This window comes from Streptomyces sp. CBMA291, from assembly GCF_014596525.1.
Classification (GTDB): Bacteria; Actinomycetota; Actinomycetes; order Streptomycetales; family Streptomycetaceae; genus Streptomyces.
This window is the reverse complement of record NZ_MSJP01000104.1, coordinates 53,036-67,394: the sequence shown is the minus strand read 5'-3', so window position 1 is coordinate 67,394 and position 14,359 is coordinate 53,036. Positions and strand designations below refer to the sequence as shown.

9 protein-coding genes and 1 tRNA gene are annotated in these 14,359 nt (G+C 73.0%); 5 read left to right on the top strand and 5 right to left on the bottom strand.

The annotated features are described in order from the left end of the window. Positions 1–136: 136 nt before the first annotated feature. The 4 genes from BU197_RS25005 to BU197_RS24990 all read right to left on the bottom strand — a co-directional run bounded on the left by BU197_RS25005 (position 137) and on the right by BU197_RS24990 (position 5,792). Positions 137–1,828 carry a S8 family peptidase gene (locus BU197_RS25005; protein WP_223183538.1) on the bottom strand — a complete coding sequence of 564 codons (1,692 nt, stop codon included), beginning with the start codon at positions 1,826–1,828 and terminating at the stop codon, positions 137–139. A 617-nt stretch (positions 1,829–2,445) separates the two neighbouring features. Continuing rightward, positions 2,446–3,312: a GNAT family N-acetyltransferase gene (locus tag BU197_RS25000; protein WP_188270565.1), complete on the bottom strand. Its 867-nt coding sequence runs from the start codon at positions 3,310–3,312 to the stop codon at positions 2,446–2,448. Positions 3,313–3,810: 498 nt separating this feature from the next. Continuing rightward, the gene (locus BU197_RS24995; protein WP_188270564.1) at positions 3,811–4,980 is read right to left on the bottom strand and encodes a DMT family transporter; all 1,170 of its coding nucleotides are present in this window, start codon (positions 4,978–4,980) and stop codon (positions 3,811–3,813) included. Continuing rightward, on the bottom strand, positions 4,977–5,792 hold the full coding sequence (locus BU197_RS24990) for a phosphatase PAP2 family protein (protein ID WP_188270563.1): 816 nt from the start codon (positions 5,790–5,792) through the stop codon (positions 4,977–4,979). The genes BU197_RS24995 and BU197_RS24990 overlap by 4 nt, the downstream gene beginning before the upstream one ends. 148 nt (positions 5,793–5,940) lie before the next feature. Between BU197_RS24990 and BU197_RS24985 the strand changes: the two genes are divergently transcribed. Continuing rightward, positions 5,941–6,543, top strand: a complete 603-nt coding sequence (locus tag BU197_RS24985; RefSeq protein ID WP_188270562.1) for a TetR/AcrR family transcriptional regulator — start codon at positions 5,941–5,943, stop codon at positions 6,541–6,543. A 29-nt stretch (positions 6,544–6,572) separates the two neighbouring features. Beyond that, positions 6,573–6,938, top strand: a complete 366-nt coding sequence (locus BU197_RS24980) for a DUF488 domain-containing protein (protein WP_188270561.1) — start codon at positions 6,573–6,575, stop codon at positions 6,936–6,938. 388 nt (positions 6,939–7,326) lie between these two features. On the opposite strand, the gene BU197_RS24975 is transcribed toward BU197_RS24980, so the two are convergent. Beyond that, entirely contained in the window at positions 7,327–7,899 is a 573-nt protein-coding gene (locus BU197_RS24975; protein ID WP_188270598.1) for a DUF309 domain-containing protein, read from the bottom strand. A 612-nt stretch (positions 7,900–8,511) separates the two neighbouring features. On the opposite strand from BU197_RS24975, the gene BU197_RS24970 reads away from it, so the two are divergent. The 3 genes from BU197_RS24970 to BU197_RS24960 all read left to right on the top strand — a co-directional run bounded on the left by BU197_RS24970 (position 8,512) and on the right by BU197_RS24960 (position 14,210). Further along, positions 8,512–8,588 (top strand) — tRNA-Pro (locus BU197_RS24970). Between the two features lie 1,049 nt (positions 8,589–9,637). Continuing rightward, positions 9,638–10,036 carry a CU044_2847 family protein gene (locus BU197_RS24965; protein ID WP_188270560.1) on the top strand — a complete coding sequence of 133 codons (399 nt, stop codon included), beginning with the start codon at positions 9,638–9,640 and terminating at the stop codon, positions 10,034–10,036. A 4-nt stretch (positions 10,037–10,040) separates the two neighbouring features. Continuing rightward, a complete protein-coding gene (locus BU197_RS24960; protein ID WP_188270559.1) occupies positions 10,041–14,210 on the top strand; it encodes a trypsin-like peptidase domain-containing protein in 4,170 nt (1,389 codons plus the stop codon). Positions 14,211–14,359 lie beyond the last annotated feature (149 nt).

Below are 14,359 nucleotides of genomic sequence, written 5' to 3'. Positions count from 1 at the left end.
CGGCGGAGTCCAGGCCTTCTGTCCGGGATGCGGACGGTCCCGTGGGACCGCCCGAACGTCCCGGAACCGGGACGTGCCCGTGGCAGAGGCCACGGGCACGTCGCTGACCAGCGGTGACGCTGGTGTGGGGGGTGGGTCAGAAGGTGAGGCTCCACGCGTCGATGTAGCCGGTGTCACCCGTGGACACATCGCGGACCTGGAGCTTCCAGGTGCCCGCCGCGACCGAGGCCGACGCGTCGACCGTGTAGGTGGCGACGACGTCGTCGGCGCTGTCCGAGGGGGAGGACGCCTTGAGGTTGCGTACCGTGCCGTCGGGGGCGACCAGGTCGACGACCAGGTCCCCGCGCCAGGGGTGCTTGATGTCCACGCCGACCTTGAGGACGGTGGGCGCGTTGCCGGGCCGGCCGGTGACGGCGATCGGGGACGTCACCGTGGTGTTGTCCGGGATCTCGACGTCGGTGGTGTTGGTGAAGAAGGTGCCCGTCGACGGGGAGGTGACGGCGCCGACCGTCTTCGCCGCATCGGCGATGCCCGCTCCGCAGCCCCCGGTGCAGGCGCCGGGGATCCGCCGGGCGTTGGCCTTGATGGCGGCCTCGATCTGGCCGGGGGTGAGGGAACTCTTGGCCGACTTGAGCAGCGCCGCGAGCCCGGCGATGTGCGGCGCGGCCATCGAGGTGCCCTGGTAGGGCTTGTAGGTCTCGCTCGACGAGGTGGTCGCCCCCGCGTTCAGGGTGGAGAGGATGCCGTTCTGGGGGGTGGTGACGGTCCCGGGCGTGTCGAGGGAGCGGCGGGTCTCGCCGCCGGGCGCGGCCACGTCCACGGCGGTGCCGAAGTTGGAGTAGTACGACCGGTTGCCCTCGCGGCTCGTCGACGCCACGGTGATGACGTTCGCGCAGTTGGCGGGGGTGAACCCGGAGGTGTTGGCGTTGCTGTTGCCCGCCGCGACGACGACGGTGGTCCCACGTGTGACGGCGCCGTTGATCGCGTTCTGGTAGACGCTCGGGCAGGTGTTGCTGGAGCCGCCCAGGCTCAGGTTGATGACCTTCGCCGGGGTCGCGTTGGCGGGGACGCCCGGCACGCTGCCGCCGGAGGCCCAGGTGATGGCGTCGGCGATGTCGGAGGACGTGCCGCCGCACTTCCCGAGCACCCGCACGGGCTGGATCTTCGCGTGGTACGCGATGCCCGCGATGCCCTTGGTGTTGTTCGCGACGGCGCCGATGGTGCCGGCCACATGGGTGCCGTGCCAGGAGGAGGGCGAGGGAGGAGCCCCGTCGCCGCACTCGCCCGTGACGGCGGTCCAGTCGCCCTCGTCCTTCGGGTCCGCGTCGCGACCGTTGCCGTCGCGGGCGTCGGAGGGGGCGGAGATGAAGTCGTACCCGGCGACGATGTTGGCCGCCAGGTCCGAGTGGGCGGCGTAACCGGTGTCGATGACGGCGACGGTGACTCCGGAGCCGGTCGTCTTGTCCCAGGCCGCAGGAACGTTCATGCCACCGGTGGGCTCCAGGAGGTCCCACTGCTTGGCGTACTCGGTGTCGTTCGGCGCGACGGCCATCGCGTAGGCGCGGATGTCGGGCTCGACGGAGGCGACGGACGGGTCGGCGCGGAAGGCGGCCATGACCTTGTTCACGTCCTGCGGGGTGGCGGCGCCGCCCAGCCGGACGAGGGAGGCGCCACCGGAGAGGCGGCGCTCGAAGGAGAGTTTCCGGCCCGTCTTCGTGGCCTTCTCCGCCGTGTCGCTCTGGGCGGCGGTGTTGGAACCGGCCTCGGCGGTCCGGTTCTTGTAGGTGACGATGACCTTCTCGACGGGGGCGCGGGGCAGCGCCCGCATCGTCTGCGAAGCCGGAACGGGCTTCGGGGAGGCACCCGAGGCGACGGCGGACGCCCCGGAGGTGGTGGCAGCGGCACCGAGGATCGCGGCGCCCGCGACCACGGATATGACTCTCCGCCTGGAACCGTTCAAAGTGTGGCCCTTTCGAGTACGACGTCGACGCGGTGCGGTGGCGGCGGCGCGGGACGCGCGGGGCGCTATGGGGTCACGCTCCGCAGGTCCCTGGGCTTGGGGGGCCCATGCGCCGCCACCGGCGCGACGACCCGGGTCAAGGCCGTCACCGGCGGACACCACCCTCCGCATGCACCTGTCACGGTGCGCTCGGGGGATGATATCCGCCGGTGCGCAGGACAGTAGGGAACGGGGTGGCCAACCCGAAACGGGGAAAACCCTTGTCCACTCGCGGGGGACGCGGAGGGGGAGGAGGGGGAAGGGGAGAGGGCGACGGTTCTTGAGGCGAGGCGAGGCGAGGCGAGGCGAGGCGAGGCGGGGCGAGGGCAGGGGCCGGAGTCTCTGGATCGCCTCGCCCCTGCGCCTCGGCCCCCTGCCCCTCGCCCCTCGCCCCCGGAGGTCCGGCCCCGCCCCCCCCGGCGGTCCCGTCCCCCAGGGCTGTCGGCTCAGCCCAGTTCGAGGGTGGTGACGCCGAAGACCCGCTCGCGTGCCACCGGACGGACCGGCCCCGTGTACATGCGGGCCGTCTCGAAGGTCGGCAGGAGCCCCCGCTCCTCGGCCAGCCGGGCGGCCGCCGGGTTCGACTCGGGCATGTCGACCGCGATCCGGGCCGAGCCTAGGGCCCGCGCCTCGGCGGCGAGCGCGTCGAGCAGCACCGCCGCGTCGCCCGGGGTGTCCGCGAACAGCGGCCCGATCCGCGCCTCGTCCTGCGCGGCGCGCACCACCCCGTACCCCGTGAGCCGCCCGTCGGTCACCCGCGCGAGCGCGCGGTGTCCCGGTGCCGCGAGCCAGGCGGCGAGGAAACGCGGCCGGTCGGCATGGTGACAGGCGTTGTCGTACGCGGCGAGGGCGGCCGGATCGACCCGCTCGGCGGGGACGACCCCGGCCGCCGGACGGTCGGGCGCCGGGACCTCGCCCACGTAACGCGCCGTCCGGTACGCGGTGGCGAAGCCGGAGCGCCGGTAGTTGTCCTGTTGCGCGGGGACCCCGTCGAGCCCGACGGACCGCCCGCCCGCGTGCGCGAGCGCCGCCCGCCAGGTGGCGAGACCGTGGCCGAGGCCGCGCAGTTCGGGGCGGACGAGGTAGAAGCCGAGGAAGGCGTACGCGTCGTCGTAGGTGACGACCGAGATCGCCGAGACGGGCTCCCCGTCCAGCCGGCCGAGGAAGAAGCCGTCCGGGTCCTGCGCGAAGAAGGCGCGCGCGTCGGAGTGGCCGGGGTTCCACCCCTCGTCGGCGGCCCAGGAGAGGACGAGTTCCCAGTCCTGGACCGTGGCGGGGGAGACGGACAACGAGCCGGAGGAGACGGAGGCCATGGGGGATTCCTTCGACAGCCGGGAACGGGCGGCGGACGTCCGGTCGGCACACGAGGCCGACACGCACCGCCGACGCCCAACCCGGACAAAGCGCGCCGAGCATAGCGCCGTGGAGCCCTGCCCCCGCCTCGGACCGAACGATTCCGGCCGCCTCGGGGAGGGGGCCCGGGAATCCCGCGACATCCGTCCAGGACCCCGGAACCCCGGAGCCTCGGGACTGTCCAGGCGCCCGGGTTCCTCCCTGGGCCCGAGATCCGGGGCCTTGGACGGGCTGCGCGAGATCAGGGGCCCGAGGCCCGAGATCCGGGGCCCTGGACGGGCGGCGCGAGCCCCGAGATCCGGGGCCTTGGGCGCGAGACCCGAGATCCGAGGCCCGAGATCCGAGGTCCTGGACGGGCGGCACGAGATCCGAGCCACGAGATCCGAGCCCCGAGATCCGGGGCCCGAGCCACCAGGCCCTGAGGACCGGAAGCCCCCAAGCTCCCGGTCCTTGAGGGCTCAGCCTCCGACCGGTGCGGGCGCGGGTTCCCCGTCCGGCAGGATCAGCCCGGTGAGGCCCGCGCCGCCGATGCCCCGGTCGCCGGTCGCCCGGTCGGGGTCGGTTTGACCGGCCGGGCGGGGCGTCGGTACGGCCCGCGCCTGCCAGGCGGTACGCGTGTCCGTGGCCGGCTCCGCATCCGTAAGCCCGGCCACAGCGAGGTCGTCAAGGTCGAGGCCCCTACCTACGCCCACGCCCACATGCGTGGACTCACTCGCACGCGTGGCCGTGTCCGCACGCGTGGACCCGTCCGCACCGGCCCCCGCCTCGCCGCCGCTCTTCGTCAGGAGGATCACTCCCCGTGCGGCGACCAGCGCGGCCGTGGCGGCGACCAGCCAGCCCCAGACTCCGGCCCGGAAGGTCTCGCCCAGGAGGGCGACGCCGATCACGGCGGCGGCGGCCGGGTTGGAGAGGTTGACCACGGCGAGCGGAGCCGCGAGGCCGCCCCGGTAGGCGGCCTGGGAGAGCAGCAGGCCGCCCGTCGCGAAGCCGGAGATGAGGACCGCGAGCAGCGTGGTCTGCCACCAGGTCGGCTCACGGCCCGGCAGTTCGAGCGCGAGCGCGGACGTCAGGGTCTGGGTGAGGGCGGAGGCGACGCCGGAGGCGATTCCGGAGGCCGTCGCGTGGCCGAGGCCGCGCCGGGGCCGCCCGGGAGCCCCGGCCCGGCCCGAGGCCAGCGCGGCGACGAGGAGCGCGGTGGCCGCCGCGACGACGAGGCACTCGACGAGGGAGAGCGCCTCGCCGGGCGCGGTGGGCCCGGTCACGGCGACCAGGCCGACCAGGCCGCCCAGGGTCCACAGCGCACCGCGCCACTCGGTCCTGGTCACCCGGCGCCGTGCCGCGTACGCGCCGAGCGGCAGCGCCGCCACGAGGGTCAGCGCGCCGAGCGGCTGGACCAGGGTCAGCGGTCCGTAGTGCAGGGCGGCGACGTGGGCGAGGGCTCCGGCGGCGTTCAGGCCGACGGCCGCCCACCACTTGCCCCGGGCGAGCAGCGCGCGCAGCGCCCCGCGCCCGTCCTGGACGGGGGAGGCGGCGGCCAGCCGTGACTGGGCGACGGCGGCGAGCGCGTACCCGACGGCGGAGACGAGCGAGAGGAGCACCGCGAGGACGGTGCCGAGGGCGGGGCTCATCGGAGGGCTCCGGCCGCGAGGGGGGGCGCGCCGAGGGCGTGCGGCACGGGCGGCGGCGCCGTACTGCGGGCGGGGGCGCGGACGGCGAGCAGGGCGAGGCCGAGGAGCGTGGCGGCGGCGAGCGCGTCGAACCAGTAGTGGTTGGCGGTGCCGACGATGACGAGCAGCGTGAACAGCGGGTGCAGCAGCCACAGGTGGCGCCAGCGCGAGCGGGTGGCGGCGATGAGGCCGATCGCGACCATCAGGGCCCAGCCGAAGTGCAGCGAGGGCATGGCGGCGAACTGGTTGGCCATGGAGTCGGTCTCGGGCGTGGCCGCGTAGACGGAGGGGCCGTAGACACGGGCGGTGTCGACGAGACCGCTGGCGGCCAGCATCCGGGGCGGCGCGAGCGGCATCAGCAGGTGCAGGGCGAGGGCGGCGCCGGTGACGAGCGCGAGGACCCGGCGGGACCAGAGGTAGTGGGCGGGGCGGCGCAGATAGAGCCAGACCAGGAAGGCGAGGGTGGCCGGGAAGTGCACGGCCGCGTAGTACGTGTTCGCGGTCCGGATCAGGGTCTCGCCGTGCAGCAGGAGCTGCTGGATCGCGCCCTCGCCCGGCAGGTGGAGCGCGCGCTCGGCGTCCCAGACGCGGTCGGCGTTCCGGAAGGCGAGGCTCTCGTGCCCGTTGGCGAAGAGCCGGCCGAACTTGTAGACGAGGAAGAGCGTGGTGACGAGCAGCAGCTCGCGCAGGAGGGGCGGCCGGGTGGTGCCGTCGAGCTTCCCCCCTGTCCCCGCAGGACGTGGTCCTCGTATCCCGCGTATCCCGCCAGTCATCGCGCGGCCCTCTAATCCGTCAAAACGTCAATAAACGGAGTGAGCCTAGAGGTGAATTCATCGAGACGCAAGCGTCTCGATACGTTTGCGTCTCGATTGTGCACCCCCTACTCTCGTATGTGCAGACAGAGGTGTCCGGGAGGGGTCGATGTCCACAGAGGCGGCCAGCGCCGCAGCCCGCCGTAGCAAGATCACGCCGGAGCGCGAGTCGGAGATCCACGAGGCTGTGCTCGGCCTCCTGCGCGAGGGCGGATACGACTCCGTGACCATGGAGGGCGTCGCGGCCCGGACCAAGTGCGGCAAGGCCACCCTCTACCGGCAGTGGGGCACCAAGCCCCGGCTCGTCACCGCCGCGCTCGCCCGGAGCCGCTGCTCCGTCTTCGGCGGCATCGACACCGGCACCCTCACCGGGGACCTCCGCGAGGCCGGCCGCATCGCGGCCTCCCACCGCGAGCGCGACGCCGAACTCATGGAAGCCGTCGCCCAGGCGTACATCCAGCATCCCGACTTGCGGGCCGCGCTCCGCGAGACCGTCATCGCCCCCGAGGTCGCCGCCATCGAGACGATCGTGGCCCGGGGAGTCGAGCGCGGCGAGGTCGCCGCCGACAATCCCGCCATCGCCTTCATCGCCCCCTGCTTCATGGGCATGCTCCGCGTCGAACGGCTCTTCGAGGACCGCTTCGCCGACGTCTCGGGCATCAGGGCCTTCGTCGACGCCGTCCTCCTTCCGGCACTGCGCGTCGACGGGTGAGACCCCGGGCCGTCCCGCACCCTGGGACCATGCCCGCACACCGCCACGACGTCCGTGTCCGCCGCATCTACGAGACCCCCTCACCCGACGACGGCGTACGGGTCCTCGTCGACCGGCTCTGGCCGCGCGGACTAGCCAAGACCGACGCCCACATCGACGAATGGCCGAAGGCGCTCACCCCCTCCACCGAACTCCGCCGCTGGTACCACGGCCCGGAGGGCACGTACGAGGAGTTCCGCCGCCGCTACGAGGCCGAGCTGACCGCCCCCGACGCCGCCACCGCGCTGGACCGGCTGCGGACGCTCGCGGCGAAGGGGACGATCACCCTCCTGACGGCGGCCAAGGACCCGTCGGTGAGCCACACGACGGTCCTGCGGCGGGAACTGGAGGGGTAGCCGCCCGCCGGGTGGCCGGGCCTCGGGGAAGGTGCGTGGTGCGGCGGCGGCGGATCGGAGCAGTAGCCCTCCCGCTGGACGACTGCGCCTCAGGGGGGCGTGGTGCGACTGATGCGGGGCGTCGTGCCCACCCGGTGACCGGGCCTCAGGGAGGGTTGGTGCGGCTGGGGAGACGGTGGGGGTGGCGGAGAGGCGCGGCGCCTCGCTGGGCAGCCGGGCCTCAGGGAGGGGGTGGTGCGGCTGGGGGGGGCGGTGGGGATGGCGACGGAGGCGGAGAGGTACGGCGCCTCGCCGGGCGGCCGGGCCTCAGGGAAGGTGTGGTGCGGCTGGGGAGTCGGGGGGTGACGGGGGCGGAGAGGTACGGCGCCCCGCGCCGGGCGGCCGCGTCTCAGGGAAGAGCGCGGCGGAGCCGAGGCGCGGCGGCGACCGGATCGACGGAAGGCGCGGCGTCGACCTCGGCACGGTCCGCCAGGGCGCGGGCCCATGCCACCAGCCCCTCGACGTCGACCTCGTACGGCACGGCGGCCGTGCGTCCCGGGCCGCTCGCGAGACGGTCGGCGCCACGGCGCAGCAGCCGCGCCCCGCCGGGCCCGTTGCCCCGTGCCGCGTGCGTCAAACCCACGGCGAGCTGAGCGAGCCCCTGCCACAGATCCCGCTCCGCCCCGGGCCCCGACTTCCACGCGTCCTCGAAGACCTCGTGCGCGTGGAACGGCATCCCCGCGTCGAGCAGCCGCTGCGCCTCCCGCAGGGTCTCGCCGGGCTCGCGCACCACTCCTTCGGGCTGCCGAGGCACGCCGGGGGACCCGTAGGGCAGCGGCCGGCCCAGACCGTCACGAGGCCGCGCGCTCCGCGCCCGCCCCGTCTCGTCCCGGTCCCTGCCACGGTCACTCGCTGTGGGGTTCACCCACCCATTGTGGCCCCCGGGACGGTCAGACCCGCTGGGCCCGGCGGTCCCGAGCATGCACCCGGGTACGGACTGGAGCATGGACCCGGATACGGACCCGAGCGCGGCCTCGGACACGGACCCCTCCTCGCCTGTCTCCGCCTCGCCTGTCTCCGGTGGTGAGCGCCCCACCCGGCATCCTCACTCCCACCGGCAGTGTCCTCGTCTACAGGGGGGGGAGGCGGGCAGGCAGGGGGAGGGTGAGGCGGGCGCGGGCAAGACCGTGCTGCTCGCCAAGATCCGGCGTCTCGGCGGGGACCGGTGCACCGTGTCGGCCGAATGAGGTGTCGGGATCGTCACTCAGGTTCCGTTCCACCTGACCTGTCGGCTCCTCCAGAGCGCGCTCGACCATCTCGCCGCCTTGGAAGAGACCGAAGGGCTCCTCGCCGAGGCCGGCACCTATCTGCCGGCCTCACTTTCCCGCTACGAGGAGGCCCGCGCCCGCCTGGACCTCGCCCACACCACGCGGCTGCCCGACCGCCCTCGCCGAAGTGACTTCCCAGGCCATCGCCTGTGGCGCGGACCTGGCCATCCGGACCCTGTGACAGCCCGTGCGTCATCGCACCCTCCGGAGTGAGGTAATGTTTTCCCTGCAAGCCGACGAGGACGCGAGTCCACGGACGCGAGCATCGGGACGTGGCGCAGCTTGGTAGCGCACTTGACTGGGGGTCAAGGGGTCGCAGGTTCAAATCCTGTCGTCCCGACCACGCGGAAACGCAGGTCGGAGGTCGTTCTCTCATCTATGAGAGGGCGGCCTTTCGTGCGTCTGGGGGCGTGGTGGTCGCGGTGTGGTCGCATACTCGGTCCGGGGCCGGTTCGCCAGGGTACTGGCGGCGGGTGGCGCGAGGGCGCGGAGCCGGTGGAGGTGGTCGCGCGGTGGTCGCAGCCACGCGGGCCGGTCCGTACGGACCGCCGTCTGCCGGGCGCCTGGCCGGCTGCTGCGATCAGGACACCGGGTCCTCGCCCGGCGGGATGAAGCGTCGGCGCCATCGGGATCGTCGACGTGCCCCTGAGCCTCGACCGTGATGGCCGTGGCCCGCCCCTGCGACGCGATGAGCCAGGCCCGTACCTGTTCCGTCAGCGGCGTCCCCCCCCCCGGGGCCCTCGTCCTTCCAGTGCACCCGCCACCGTCCGCCAGGTATCGCGGCCACGGCCTGATCAGCTCGCTCCAAGTGGGAGAAGTCCTCGTAGTCCGTCACCGGGCGCAGGCACCACGCTTGGGATCGACGACCAGGGCCGTCCCGGACGTTTGGTCCCAACCCTCCACACGCACCATGCGGCCGATCTCGGTGCCGGTGCCATGGAGAATCGCGGTCCAGCCGGTCTGATGGAAAGAGCGAAGAGACGCCGCTCCATCATCTCGAACCAGGACGCCCGCGCTTCACGGGTCTCCTTGCTCTGCATGTTCATCCGTACGCAGCCCTGCACATAGGCGAGTACGCCGACACACGTGGACGTGTCCCTCGAAGAAGGCTTCCTGGCCGCAGGACCGAAGGCGTGGTGGCCTGACGAGGCCGGGCCGTTCCAGGACGACTGCGTTGTCCTTCGCGCGGTTCTCGGCCGCGACGCGGATGCGGGCGGTGTGCGCCTGCGCGCACAAGTTCCCGCTGCGTGGTGTTTGTGCGGCTCTTCCACCGGCCGGTCGAAACGGCCCAACCACCCCTGTCTGTTGGGGGGTTCGCGGTTTCGCTGTACACCGATGCGAGTACTACGGTGTGGCCCTGGCCGCCATGGGGCGGCGTTTGGGAGGGGTGGCATGGGTCAGCAGTTGGCGCGGGTGCCGTTGGAGGGCGGGGGTTCGATTCTCGTCGAGGCGGAGGATGCCGCGGTGGGTCCGGTGAAGGCGGGCCGGGTCGGTGACGTGGTGCGGGAGCTTCCGGAGAGTCTGGGGTCGGCACTGGAGCCGGTGACCGGCCTGGCGCGCACGGTGCTGCACCGGCTGCGGGCGGCGGGGCCGGACGAGGTGCAGGTGGAGTTCGGGGTCGATCTCTCTGCCGCAGCGGGGGTGGTGATCACGAAGACCGCTGCCAAGTGCCATCTGACGGTGCGCGTGGTGTGGCGCAAGGACGAGGGCGACGCGGCTCCGGCCGGTGTTCCCGAGGACGACGAGCCTGAGACCGCGGTCCGCGCAGCCGCTGGCGATCCGGAGGCCTGACGGGATGACGGTCGGACGGGAGGCGACGCGGGCCGGTGCGGCGGACGGCCTGCCGGCGGCCGTCGCGCAGGTCCGCGACGGGGCCGGGCAGGTGGTGGGGGCAGGATTCCTGGTCGACGGCGGCCTCGTGGTGACGTGCGCGCACGTCCTGGTGGACGGCGGCTACGGGCCCGATTCGGTGGTGATGCTGGCCTTCCCGCACGCGCCCGGCGCTCCGGTGGTCACCGGGCGGGTGCTGGAGGAGACGTGGCGCGAGCCGTACGAGCAGGACGTCGCGCTGGTGCGCCTGGAGCGCCAGGTTGGTGTGGAGCCACTGCCGCTGGGTTCGGCGGCGGGCGCCCGAGGGCACCGGGTCCGCTCCTTCGGTTTCCCCCAGCAGGCGCCGCCGGGCGGGCACTTGGGGTTCGCCACGGCCGGTGGACTCCTGCCTGCGGCCGACAGTACGGGTGAGCTGCTGCAACTGACCGGTGCCAACGACCTCACCCAGGGCTTCAGCGGCGGACCGGTCCTGGACGAGACGACCGGTCTGGTGGTGGGGATGCTCACCGCGATCACTGCCCCCGACGGCCACGACCGGGGCCAGGCCATCGCCTACGTCACCCCCACCGCTGTCCTGCGCGAGGTGCGGCCGGCACTGGACGAGAAGGACCTGTCGCCGTACCGGGCGCTGGAACCGTTCACGGCCGAGCACGCCCCCTGGTACCGGGGCCGCGAGGAAGCCGTGCGCCAGGTCGTGGCGGGACTCGCGGGCGGGCGGCGGGTGGTGCTGCTCCTCGGCCCGTCCGGCTCGGGGAAGTCCTCGCTGGTCCAGGCGGGGGTACTGCCCGCGCTGACGGCGGGGCGACTGCCGGGCAGCGACCGCTGGCGGCAGGTGCTCACGCGGCCGGGCCCAGACCTGCCGGGCGCCCTCACCCGCGCGGGCCTGCCCGGCCCCGAGCCCGGGGACGCCGGGGTGGACGCCACCCACGATGCGGATGCCGCCGACGGGGCGGCCGATGCACCGCCTGAGTCCCGTGTCGTGCTGATCGTCGACCAGTTCGAGGAACTCCTCGCCCCTTCCGAAGGCCCCGAGGCTCTCCAGGCGCTTGCCCGGATCACCGCCGCGATCCGCTCCGACGCCCCGCTCAGTGTGGTCCTCGTGATGCGCGACGACTTCTACTCCCGTCTGTCCGCGCTCGCCCCGGACTTGCTGGACGCCGCGCTGCGGGCGAGGGGCGTCCTCAACGTCCCCGCCACCCTGAGCGCCGCGGACCTGGACGCGATCGTCACCGGCCCCGCCCGCGACCTGGACACGGCCTTCGAGCCGGGCCTCGCGGAGCAGATCATCGCCGACGTCCTGGAGCTGAACCCCCGCGCCGACGGCACCGGCGGCGCGCCCGTCACGGTGCTGCCCCTGCTCGAAGTCGCCCTCACCCGACTGTGGGAACGCCGTCTGGAGTACGACGGCCGACTCACCGGTGACGCCTACCGCCGCATCGGAGCCGTCACCGGCGCCCTTACCGACTGGTGCGGCACAGCCCTGAGCGAACTCGACCCCCGGCAGCGGGACATCGCCCGCAGGATCCTCACCGCCCTCGTCCGCCCCGCCGACGATTCCCTGAACATCCCGGCGGCGCGCCAGCAGCTCCCGCTCGGCGAACTGCGCGAACTGGCCTACGACGACGCCACGCCCGACGCGCCGCAGGCCGTGGACGAAGTCCTGGCCGTGCTCTCCCGACACCGCATCGTCACCACCCACCGGCTCCACGACGACGCGGACGGGACGGCGGTGGCCGAACTGGTCCACGATGCCCTCATCCGCGACTGGAACGCCCTGCGCGACTGGGTCGAGCAGGATGCCCGCTTCCACGACTGGCTCAACCGTGCCCGCGACCAGTACACCCGCTGGCAGAAGCGGCGCGATCCCCAGGACCTGCCCTCCGGAACGGTCCTCGCCGAAGGCACCGACTGGTCGGACCGCCGCCGACTGCCCACCGGCCTCGACGACTTCCTGAAGGCCGGACGCCACCGCCAGCAGACCGCTGCCCGCCGGAGCCGTCGCCTCAACACCATCCTGGCCACTACCCTCGCCCTCGCCCTGATCGCCGCAGGCATGGCCTTCTGGCAACGTCAGACCGCGATCACCGCCCAGCAGACCGCAGAGGCCGCCCAACGGGTCGCACAGTCCCGGCAACTCGCCGCCCAGTCCGTTTCCCTGCTCGACGTCAATCCTGAACTCGCCGCCCTCCTCGCGGTCAGTGCCTACCGCACCAGCCCCACCACTGAAGCCGTGACCAGCCTCAGCTCCCATGCGAACCGGCCCCTGGCCCACCGCCTCGGCGGCTACACCGACCACATGTGGTCGGTCGTGTTCAGCCCAGACGGCCGCAACCTCGCCACCACCGGCCCGGACGGCACCGCCCGCCTATGGGACGTGGCCAGCGGCACCCCGATCAGGACCTTCACCGGCCACACCAGCGCCATACTCTCGGTGGTGTTCAGCCCCGACAGCCGCACTCTTGCCGCCACCAGCCAGGACAACACCGCCCTCCTGTGGGACGTGGCCACAGGCAAACTCCTCACCACCTTCACCGGCCACACCGCTCCCGTGGAGTCGGTGGCGGTCAGCCGCGATAGCCGCACGCTCGCCACCGCCGGCGGTGACTCCACCGTCCGTCTGTGGGACGCAGCTACCGGTACTCCCATCAGGACCTTCACCGGCCACACCGGCTCCGTGACGTCGGTGGTGTTCAGCCGCGATGGCCGCACTCTCGCCACCGGTGGTGAAGACAAGACCGCCCGTCTGTGGGACGTGGCCAGCGGCACCCCCATCAGGACCTTCACCGGCCACACCGGCGCCGTGATGTCGGTGGCGCTCAGCCGCGACGGCCGCACCCTCGCCACCGCCGGCACGGACGGCACCGCCCGCCTGTGGGGTGCGACCACAGGCAAGCTCCTCACCACTCTCACCGGTCACACCGGCTCCGTGTGGTCGGTGGCATTCAGCCGCGATGGCCGCACTCTCGCCACCGCCGGCGACGACAAGACCGCCCGCCTGTGGGACGTGACCACAGGCAAGCTCCTCACCACCTTTACCGGCCACACCGATGCCCTGAGATCGGCGACGTTCAGCCCCGATGGCCGCACTCTCGCCACCGCTGGCGCAGACCACACCGTCCGCCTGTGGAACGCGACCAGCGGCACTCCCATCAGGACCTTCACCGGCCACACCTTCGGCTTACTCTCGGCGGTGTTCAGCCGCGATGGCCGCACTCTCGCCACCGCTGGCGCAGACCGCACCGTCCGCCTGTGGAACGCGACCACGGGCACCCCCATCAGGACCTTCACCGGTCACACCAGCGCCGTGAGGTCGGTGGTGCTCAGCCGCGATGGCCGCACCCTCGCCACTGCCAGTACGGACGGCACCGCCCGCCTGTGGGACGTGGCCAGCGGCACCCCCATCAGGACCTTCGCCGGCTATGCGGAAGACGGCATGTTCTCAGTGGCGTTGAGCCCGGACGGCCGCACTCTTGTCACCGGCGGTGAAGACAGCGCCGCCCGTCTGTGGGATGTGGCCAGCGGCACCCCCATCAGGACCTTCACCGGTCACACCGGTGCCGTGTGGTCAGTGGTGTTCAGCTCGGACGGCGGTACCCTCGCCACTGCCAGCGAAGACGGCACTGCCCGTCTGTGGGATGTGGCCAGCGGCACCCCCATCAAGACCTTCACAGGCCACACCCTTGGCGTACTCTCGGCGGTGTTCAGTCGCGATGGCCGCACCCTCGCCACCACCAGCGCGGACAAGACCGCCCGCCTGTGGGACACGGCCACGGGAAAAACCACCACCACTCTCACCGGTCACACCAGCGCCGTGTGGTCGGTGGCGTTCAGCCGCGATGGCCACACCCTCGCCACCGGCGGTGAAGACAGCACCGTCCGCCTGTGGGATGTGGCCACGGGCACCCCGATCAGGACCTTCACCGGCCACACCAGCGCTGTGAGGTCGGTGGTGTTCGGCCCCGACGACCGTACTCTCGCCAGCGCCAGCGCAGACAACACCGCGCGGTTGTGGCCCTATGTCGCGCTGGACGCCGCGACCGACGTCATCTGCAAGGCCGTTTCGCGCGACCTCACCGATGAAGAGAAGGCGCGATACTTCCCCGATCAGGAGGTCAGGCCTGTCTGCCCCGCATGACGCCCGATGCCCACCACCCATCAGAGGCCCCATTGCGGGGCCGGATCGCAGGGCCGCCGAGCCCGAGCAACGGGGGACAGGGCTGAATGGGTGTGTGGTTCCGGGCGATGCGGGCCCGCCGGGGCCGCATCGGCTCTCTGCCTGTCGCG

Bases quoted from the DNA above. Each gene is read 5' to 3' on its own strand.
- BU197_RS25005 (WP_223183538.1), bottom strand. From the start codon at position 1,828: ATGCGGGCGCTGCCCCGCGCCCCCGTCGAGAAGGTCATCGTCACCTAC.
- BU197_RS25000 (WP_188270565.1), bottom strand. From the start codon at position 3,312: ATGGCCTCCGTCTCCTCCGGCTCGTTGTCCGTCTCCCCCGCCACGGTC.
- BU197_RS24995 (WP_188270564.1), bottom strand. From the start codon at position 4,980: ATGAGCCCCGCCCTCGGCACCGTCCTCGCGGTGCTCCTCTCGCTCGTC.
- BU197_RS24990 (WP_188270563.1), bottom strand. From the start codon at position 5,792: ATGACTGGCGGGATACGCGGGATACGAGGACCACGTCCTGCGGGGACA.
- BU197_RS24985 (WP_188270562.1), top strand. From the start codon at position 5,941: ATGTCCACAGAGGCGGCCAGCGCCGCAGCCCGCCGTAGCAAGATCACG.
- BU197_RS24980 (WP_188270561.1), top strand. From the start codon at position 6,573: ATGCCCGCACACCGCCACGACGTCCGTGTCCGCCGCATCTACGAGACC.
- BU197_RS24975 (WP_188270598.1), bottom strand. From the start codon at position 7,899: ATGCTCGGGACCGCCGGGCCCAGCGGGTCTGACCGTCCCGGGGGCCAC.
- BU197_RS24965 (WP_188270560.1), top strand. From the start codon at position 9,638: ATGGGTCAGCAGTTGGCGCGGGTGCCGTTGGAGGGCGGGGGTTCGATT.
- BU197_RS24960 (WP_188270559.1), top strand. From the start codon at position 10,041: ATGACGGTCGGACGGGAGGCGACGCGGGCCGGTGCGGCGGACGGCCTG.